Source organism: Pseudomonas sp. (genome assembly GCF_030150285.1).
Taxonomy (GTDB): Bacteria; Pseudomonadota; Gammaproteobacteria; order Pseudomonadales; family Pseudomonadaceae; genus Aquipseudomonas.
The window spans coordinates 1-7892 of the sequence record NZ_JASLGE010000028.1; the positions used below are offsets into that span (position 1 = coordinate 1).

Annotated in this window: 7 protein-coding genes; all 7 read left to right on the plus strand. The window is 55.9% G+C overall.

What is annotated here, in order from left to right; translation table 11 throughout:
• Positions 1-220, plus strand: a 220-nt coding sequence (locus Q1W15_RS05930) for a helix-hairpin-helix domain-containing protein (RefSeq protein WP_300725021.1), incomplete at its 5' end; no start/stop codon positions are given.
• Positions 221-247: 27 nt separating this feature from the next.
• Positions 248-2764, plus strand: coding sequence for a translation initiation factor IF-2 (gene infB, locus Q1W15_RS05935; protein ID WP_300725023.1), 2517 nt, complete (start codon positions 248-250; stop codon positions 2762-2764).
• 158 nt (positions 2765-2922) lie between these two features.
• Entirely contained in the window at positions 2923-3324 is a 402-nt protein-coding gene (gene rbfA, locus Q1W15_RS05940; RefSeq protein ID WP_300725025.1) for a 30S ribosome-binding factor RbfA, read from the plus strand.
• A 3-nt stretch (positions 3325-3327) separates the two neighbouring features.
• Positions 3328-4245 carry a tRNA pseudouridine(55) synthase TruB gene (gene truB / locus Q1W15_RS05945; RefSeq protein ID WP_300725027.1) on the plus strand — a complete coding sequence of 306 codons (918 nt, stop codon included), beginning with the start codon at positions 3328-3330 and terminating at the stop codon, positions 4243-4245.
• Positions 4246-4406: 161 nt separating this feature from the next.
• The gene (rpsO, locus tag Q1W15_RS05950) at positions 4407-4676 is read left to right on the plus strand and encodes a 30S ribosomal protein S15 (protein WP_048373279.1); all 270 of its coding nucleotides are present in this window, start codon (positions 4407-4409) and stop codon (positions 4674-4676) included.
• 226 nt (positions 4677-4902) lie between these two features.
• Entirely contained in the window at positions 4903-7008 is a 2106-nt protein-coding gene (gene pnp / locus Q1W15_RS05955) for a polyribonucleotide nucleotidyltransferase (protein ID WP_300725034.1), read from the plus strand.
• Between the two features lie 279 nt (positions 7009-7287).
• Positions 7288-7641, plus strand: coding sequence for a BON domain-containing protein (locus Q1W15_RS05960; RefSeq protein WP_048385656.1), 354 nt, complete (start codon positions 7288-7290; stop codon positions 7639-7641).
• Positions 7642-7892 lie beyond the last annotated feature (251 nt).

Here is a 7892-nt window from a genome sequence, read left to right on the forward strand (position 1 = left end):
CGCTACTGAGGAAAAGCTGGCAGACGCCCATCCGGCCGAAGACCTGCTCTCGCTTGAGGGTATGGACAAGGATTTGGCGATGGAACTGGCGGTGCGCGGCGTAATTACCCGCGAAGACCTGGCCGAGCAGTCTATTGACGATCTGCTCGACATCGACGGCATTGACGAAGATCGTGCCGGCAAGTTGATCATGGCCGCCCGAGCCCATTGGTTCGAGTAATTAGGCGCGGCCTGAGGAGAGAAATGCATGACGCAAGTCACGGTGAAACAACTGGCCGATGAGGTCAAAACACCGGTTGAGCGCCTGTTGCAGCAGATGCGTGAGGCAGGTCTGCCGCACACCGCCGCCGAGCAGAATGTGACCGACAGTGAGAAGCAAGCTCTGCTGACTCACCTGAAAAGCAGCCACAAGGCGAAAGTGGAAGAACCGCGCAAAATCACTTTGCAGCGTAAAACCACCAGTACCCTGCGTGTTGCTGGAAGCAAAAGCATCAGCGTTGAAGTACGCAAGAAGAAAGTCTTCGTACAGCAAAGCCCGGAAGAAATCGAAGCCGAGCGCAAGCGCGAGCTGGATGAACGCCGCGCAGTAGAAAATGCTGCACGTCAAAAGGCTGAAGAAGAGTCCAAGCGTCGCGCCGAAGAAGAAGCGCGTCGTCAGCCTGCTCCAGCATCTGCTGCGACTGCAGCGCCATCCGCTCCTGCTGTTGCAGCGCCTGCTCCCGTGCAAACTGCACCGGTTGCAGCACCTGCGCCAGCCGCAGATGCGCGCAAGCGTGATGAGCAGCGTCGTCCGGACAAACCACGTGCGGACGATAACAATCGCCGTGGCAGTGGCGACGGCGATCGCAAAAACGCACCGCATCGTGCTTCTGTCAAAGAGAAAGCACCTACGCCACGTGTTGCTCCGCGTACTTCCGATGAAGAAAGCGATAGCTTCCGTCGCGGTGGTCGTGGCAAGAGCAAGCTGAAGAAGCGTAATGCTCACGGTTTCCAGAGCCCGACCGGCCCTGTCGTGCGTGACGTACAGATTGGCGAGACCATCACTGTTGGCGATTTGGCCGCACAGATGTCGGTCAAGGCTGCCGAAGTCATCAAGTTCATGTTCAAGCTGGGAACTCCAGCCACCATCAACCAGGTACTGGATCAGGAAACTGCCCAACTGGTTGCTGAAGAACTGGGCCACAAAGTGACTCTGGTCAGCGACAACGCCCTGGAAGATTCCTTGGCCGAGTCCCTGAAGTTCGAGGGTGAGTCGTTCTCCCGTGCACCGGTTGTGACCGTCATGGGCCACGTTGACCACGGTAAAACGTCTCTGCTCGACTACATCCGTCGTGCCAAGGTAGCGGCTGGCGAAGCTGGCGGTATTACTCAGCACATCGGTGCGTACCACGTTGAAACCGAACGCGGCATGGTCACGTTCCTCGACACCCCGGGTCACGCTGCGTTTACCGCAATGCGTGCACGTGGTGCCAAGGCCACTGACATCGTGATTCTGGTTGTGGCGGCTGACGACGGCGTGATGCCGCAAACCATCGAAGCTGTTCAGCATGCGAAAGCAGCTGGCGTGCCGCTGGTGGTTGCAGTGAACAAAATCGACAAGCCAGGTGCTGATCTCGATCGCATCCGCAGCGAACTGTCCGTTCACGGCGTGACTTCGGAAGAGTGGGGTGGTGACACTCCGTTTGTTTCGGTCTCGGCAAAAATGGGTACCGGCGTTGACGAATTGCTCGAAGCCGTATTGCTGCAAGCTGAAGTTCTGGAACTCAAGGCCACACCATCGGCTCCTGGCCGTGGCGTAGTGGTTGAGTCCCGTCTGGACAAAGGCCGTGGTCCTGTGGCAACCGTTCTGGTTCAAGACGGCACCCTGCGTCAAGGCGACATGGTACTGGTCGGCTCCAACTACGGCCGCATTCGCGCCATGCTCGATGAGAACGGCAAGCCTATCAAGGAAGCCGGTCCATCCATCCCTGTCGAGATTCTCGGCCTGGACGGTACGCCAGACGCTGGCGACGAGATGAGCGTAATGACTGACGAGAAGAAGGCACGTGAAGTCGCCCTGTTCCGTCAAGGCAAGTTCCGCGAAGTGAAACTGGCGCGTGCTCACGCAGGCAAGCTGGAAAACATCTTCGAGAACATGGGCCAGGAAGAGAAGAAGACGCTTAACATCGTCCTCAAATCGGACGTCCGTGGTTCGTTGGAAGCTCTGCAGGGCGCGCTGAGCGGCCTGGGTAACGACGAAGTGCAAGTGCGTGTTGTGGGTGGCGGTGTCGGTGGTATCACCGAGAGCGACGCTAACCTGGCACTGGCCTCCAACGCTGTATTGTTCGGCTTCAACGTGCGTGCTGATGCTGGCGCTCGCAAGATTGTCGAGCAAGAAGGCCTGGACATGCGTTACTACAACGTCATCTACGACATCATCGAAGACGTCAAGAAAGCCCTTACCGGCATGCTTGGCAGCGACGTTCGGGAGAATATCCTGGGTATTGCTGAAGTCCGCGATGTATTCCGTTCGCCCAAGTTCGGTGCAATCGCCGGCTGTATGGTGCTGGAAGGCGTTGTTCACCGTAACCGTCCAATCCGTGTATTGCGCGATGACATCGTTATCTTTGAAGGCGAGCTGGAATCCCTGCGCCGCTTCAAGGATGACGCGTCCGAAGTGCGTGCCGGCATGGAATGCGGTATCGGCGTCAAGAGCTACAACGACGTTAAAGTCGGTGACAAGATCGAAGTGTTCGAGAAGGTCCAGGTTGCCCGCAGCCTCTAAATCACGAGCCTCAAGAGCCAGGGCGCACTGCAGTATGCTTTTGCGCAGTGCCTGCCCCGGACTCTAAACGCAACGCCCGGTCTGGCTTCTGTCAGGCCGGGCGTTTGCCGCTTTCAGAACGCATGGGTTTCCCATGGGTGAGTAACAGGTAACAAGACATGGCAAAAGAATACAGCCGTACCCAACGTATCGGCGATCAGATGCAGCGTGAGCTGGCACAACTGATCCGTCGTGAAGTCAAAGACCCGCGCGTGGGCCTGGTCACCATCACCGCTGTTGAAGTCAGTCGCGACGTAGGTCACGCCAAGATCTTCATTACGGTAATGGGGCAAGACAACGCTGACGATATCGCTCAGACCATCAAGGTGCTGAACTCGGCAGCAGGTTTCCTGCGCATGCAACTGGCGCGTGAAATGAAGCTGCGCAGCGTTCCGCAACTGCACTTTCACTACGATGAAAGCGTTGTGCGGGGTGCTCACCTGTCCGCGTTGATCGAGCGTGCCGTGGCTGAAGACAATCAGCACCCGGATGCTGTAGCTCCTGAAGACACCAAGGAGTAACCGGTGGCTCAGGTCAAGCGTATCCGTCGTAACGTCAGCGGCATCATTCTGCTCGACAAGCCGCTGGGGTTCACCTCCAATGCGGCGCTGCAAAAAGTCCGCTGGCTGCTCAATGCCGAAAAGGCCGGGCACACCGGTAGCCTCGATCCATTGGCCAGTGGTGTTTTACCGCTGTGCTTTGGCGAAGCCACCAAGTTTTCGCAATACCTGCTCGATTCAGACAAGGGTTATGAAACCTTGATGCAATTGGGCAAGACCACCACCACAGCGGATGCGGAAGGCGAAGTTTTGCAAACTCGCCCAGTGACCGTTGGTCGCGTCGATATTGAGGCTGTTTTGCCAAAATTTCGTGGGCAAATCAGTCAGATACCGCCGATGTACTCTGCGCTCAAGCGTGATGGCCAGCCGCTATACAAGTTGGCACGTGCAGGCGAAGTGGTGGAGCGAGAACCGCGTTCTGTTACTATTACCCGTCTCGAATTATTGGCCAGCGAAGGCGACACTGCGCGTTTGTCCGTCGACTGCACCAAAGGCACCTATATCCGTACCCTTGTGGAAGATATCGGTGAAGAGCTGGGGTGCGGAGCCTATGTTGCAGAACTGCGTCGTACGCAGGCCGGTCCTTTCTGCCTGGCCCAAACGGTCACCCTGGAAGAACTGGAAGCTGTACATGCCGAAGGCGGTAACGAAGCAGTTGATCGTTTCCTGATGCCATCGGACAGCGGTTTGCTGGACTGGCCACTGCTGCACTTTTCGGAGGCCAGCGCGTTCTATTGGCTCAATGGCCAGCCGGTACGCGCTCCCGATGCACCGAAGTTCGGTATGGTGCGGGTACAAGATCACAACGGTCGCTTTATCGGTATCGGTGAAGTGAGCGAAGACGGGCGTATCGCGCCACGTCGACTGATTCGGTCAGAATGACCGAAACAGGCCGGCTCCAGGCTTAACGGCCTCGGGCCGAACTGAAAGAGGGTGGCTGTTATTAGGCACGGTCACATCTCACTTTTAAATACGAGGATTTGTCCTCGGCCTATTGGATCTGTCTTGCTTGCAAGCAGAGCCCTAATGAAAGGAAAGCCAACATGGCACTGACAGTTGAACACAAAGCAGAAATCGTAAAAGACTACCAGCAAGCTCCAGGTGATACTGGTTCTCCAGAAGTGCAAGTTGCACTGCTGACCTTTAACATCAACACGCTGCAAGGTCACTTCAAGGCCAACGGTAAAGATCACCACTCCCGTCGTGGTCTGATCCGCATGGTAAACCAGCGTCGTAAGCTGCTGGACTACCTGAAAGGCAAAGACATCAGCCGTTACGCTGCGCTGATCGCTCGCCTGGGTCTGCGTCGCTAATAGCGATGTTGCTAGAGGCTGGTTGTTTGTCGTGCGCTTGTGGGATTCCCACAGGCTCATGGCAGGCTTCCAGCCTCAAGTTTTATCTGGGCTAACCGGATGCTTACGAAAGCTCGCCAAACAGGCCGTTTTCGTAAGTATCTTGAACCGGGCGCTTGCCCGACGATGCGCATGTTTTTCGCAAGAAACCCGTTCCCCAAGAGCCACAAAGAAAAGGTAGGACACCGTGAACCCGGTTATCAAAAAATTCCAGTTCGGTCAGTCGACCGTTACCCTCGAGACTGGCCGTATCGCCCGTCAGGCTTCCGGCGCAGTATTGGTCACCGTTGACGATGACGTCAGCGTGTTGGTGACTGTAGTCGGTGCCAAACAAGCGGATCCAGGCAAAGGCTTTTTCCCTCTGTCGGTTCACTACCAAGAAAAAACTTACGCTGCCGGTAAAATTCCAGGCGGTTTCTTCAAGCGTGAAGGTCGCCCTTCCGAGAAAGAAACCCTGACCTCGCGCCTGATCGACCGTCCGATCCGCCCGCTGTTCCCGGAAGGCTTCATGAACGAAGTGCAGGTAGTCTGCACCGTTCTGTCCACCAGCAAGAAAACCGATCCGGACGTCGCTGCGATGATCGGTACCTCGGCTGCCCTGGCAATCTCCGGTATCCCTTTTGATGGTCCGATCGGCGCGGCTCGCGTTGCTTACCACGAAAGCACTGGCTACCTGCTGAACCCGACTTACGAGCAACTGGCCGCTTCCAGCCTGGACATGGTTGTTGCCGGTACGTCGGAAGCCGTATTGATGGTTGAGTCGGAAGCCAAAGAGCTGACCGAAGACCAGATGCTGGGCGCTGTGCTGTTTGCCCACGACGAATTCCAGGTGGTTATCCAAGCGGTTAAAGAGCTGGCTGCCGAAGCTGCAAAACCAACGTGGGACTGGGCTGCTGCCCCAGAAGCTACCGCACTGCTGGGCGCTATCCGTGCCGAGTTCGGCGAAGCGATCTCCCAGGCTTACACCATCACCGTCAAGGCCGATCGTTACGCGCGCCTGGGCGAGTTGAAGGATCAGGTTGTTGCCAAACTGTCCGGTGAAGAAGGCCAGGCGTCGTCCAGCGAAGTCAAAGCGGCTTTCGGCGAAATCGAATACCGCACCGTTCGCGAAAACATCGTAAACGGCAAGCCGCGTATCGACGGTCGTGACACCAAAACTGTTCGCCCATTGAATATCGAAGTCGGCGTTCTGCCTAAAACCCACGGTTCGGCACTGTTCACCCGTGGTGAAACTCAGGCGCTGGTTGTTGCAACTCTGGGTACTGCCCGTGATGCACAGTTGCTGGACACTCTGGAAGGCGAGAAAAAAGACCCGTTCATGCTGCACTACAACTTCCCTCCGTTCTCGGTAGGTGAGTGTGGCCGCATGGGTGGCGCTGGTCGTCGCGAAATCGGTCACGGCCGTCTGGCCCGCCGTTCGGTCCAGGCCATGCTGCCTGCTGCTGACGTGTTCCCGTACACCATCCGTGTGGTGTCGGAAATCACTGAGTCCAACGGTTCCAGCTCCATGGCTTCGGTCTGTGGTGCCTCGCTGGCACTGATGGACGCTGGTGTACCGATGAAGGCACCGGTTGCCGGTATCGCTATGGGTCTGGTTAAAGAAGGCGAAAAATTCGCCGTTCTGACCGACATTCTGGGTGACGAAGATCACCTGGGCGACATGGACTTCAAAGTAGCCGGTACCTCTAAAGGTGTTACCGCGCTGCAGATGGACATCAAGATCAAAGGCATCACCGAAGAAATCATGGAGATCGCCCTGGGCCAAGCCCTGGAAGCTCGCCTGAACATCTTGGGCCAGATGAATCAGATCATTGCTGTCTCGCGTAACGAGTTGTCGGCCAATGCGCCGACCATGATCGCGATGAAAATCGACACCGACAAAATCCGTGATGTTATCGGTAAAGGCGGCGCGACTATCCGTGCAATCTGTGAAGAAACCAAGGCTTCGATCGACATCGAAGACGACGGTTCGATCAAGATCTTCGGCGAGTCCAAAGAAGCAGCAGAAGCGGCTCGTCAGCGCGTTCTGAGCATCACCGCTGAAGCTGAAATCGGCAAAATCTACGTGGGTAAAGTTGAGCGCATCGTCGACTTCGGCGCATTCGTCAACATCCTGCCAGGCAAAGACGGCCTGGTTCACATCTCGATGCTGAGCGATGCTCGTGTTGAGAAAGTGACTGACATTCTGAAAGAAGGTCAGGAAGTTGAAGTACTGGTACTGGACGTGGACAACCGCGGCCGTATCAAGCTGTCGATCAAAGACGTAGCTGCTGCCAAGGCGTCGCAAGCTTAATCGCTGCGAACGCCTGCTTTGAAAAAGGATCCTTCGGGATCCTTTTTTTATGCCTGCACAAAAAACAGTGCAAAAGGCCATGATTGAAAAGCCGCAACTTGCATGCTGATTTGAATGGCGTCATGCAATCTGCACGACAGGCTAAAACTTAACGTTGCGTAAGTAATTGAAAATAAAGGATTTTATTGTTTTAAAAAGTTGGCACAGGCCCTGCAATAGTACTGATAACCCTGCTGCTGTGAGACGGCGCAGATTTTTAAGAAGACAGGAGTTACTTGTATGAAGAAGTTCGCTATTGCTGCCGCAACTGCCACCGCTCTGACCATGACTCTGGCCAACGCTGCGTTCGCAGCTCAAGCAACGACTCAAGCGCCGATGGTTGTTGCCGCGGGTGAAGTCACCAAAGCCAAGGAAGCTACTTCTGATACTTGGATCACGACCAAAGTTAAATCTGACCTGCTGACCGAAAAGGGCATTCCAGGTTCGGACATCAAAGTTGAAACCAACAAAGGTGTAGTGTCCCTGTCCTCGACAGTTGCGATCACCGATGCGCAGAAAAAGATCGCGGTCGACATCACCAAGAAAATCAAAGGCGTTCAAGCTGTTTCGGCTGACGGCCTGAAAGCAGAGTAATCCCGCTAATTCGTAGAGCCGGGGGAAAGCAGGAGCAGGTGATTTAAGCGTTACGCCTGCAGCTTTCAGAATAGGTTCATGCGACGGCCACACGGATGTGGTCATTACAGCCCCCGGCGTACTGCGCCGGGGGCTGTTCTATTTTTGTAGGGCCAAGATCAAAAGATCGCAGCCTTCGGCAGCTCCTACAGGCCGGGTGGATAGCCGTGCCGCCCCGTCTTCGGCGCCCAGGCCACCGAGTATCTTCAGCA

Coding starts and splice junctions, on each gene's coding strand:
- infB (WP_300725023.1), top strand. CDS start 248: ATGACGCAAGTCACGGTGAAACAACTGGCCGATGAGGTCAAAACACCG.
- rbfA (WP_300725025.1), top strand. CDS start 2,923: ATGGCAAAAGAATACAGCCGTACCCAACGTATCGGCGATCAGATGCAG.
- rpsO (WP_048373279.1), top strand. CDS start 4,407: ATGGCACTGACAGTTGAACACAAAGCAGAAATCGTAAAAGACTACCAG.
- Q1W15_RS05960 (WP_048385656.1), top strand. CDS start 7,288: ATGAAGAAGTTCGCTATTGCTGCCGCAACTGCCACCGCTCTGACCATG.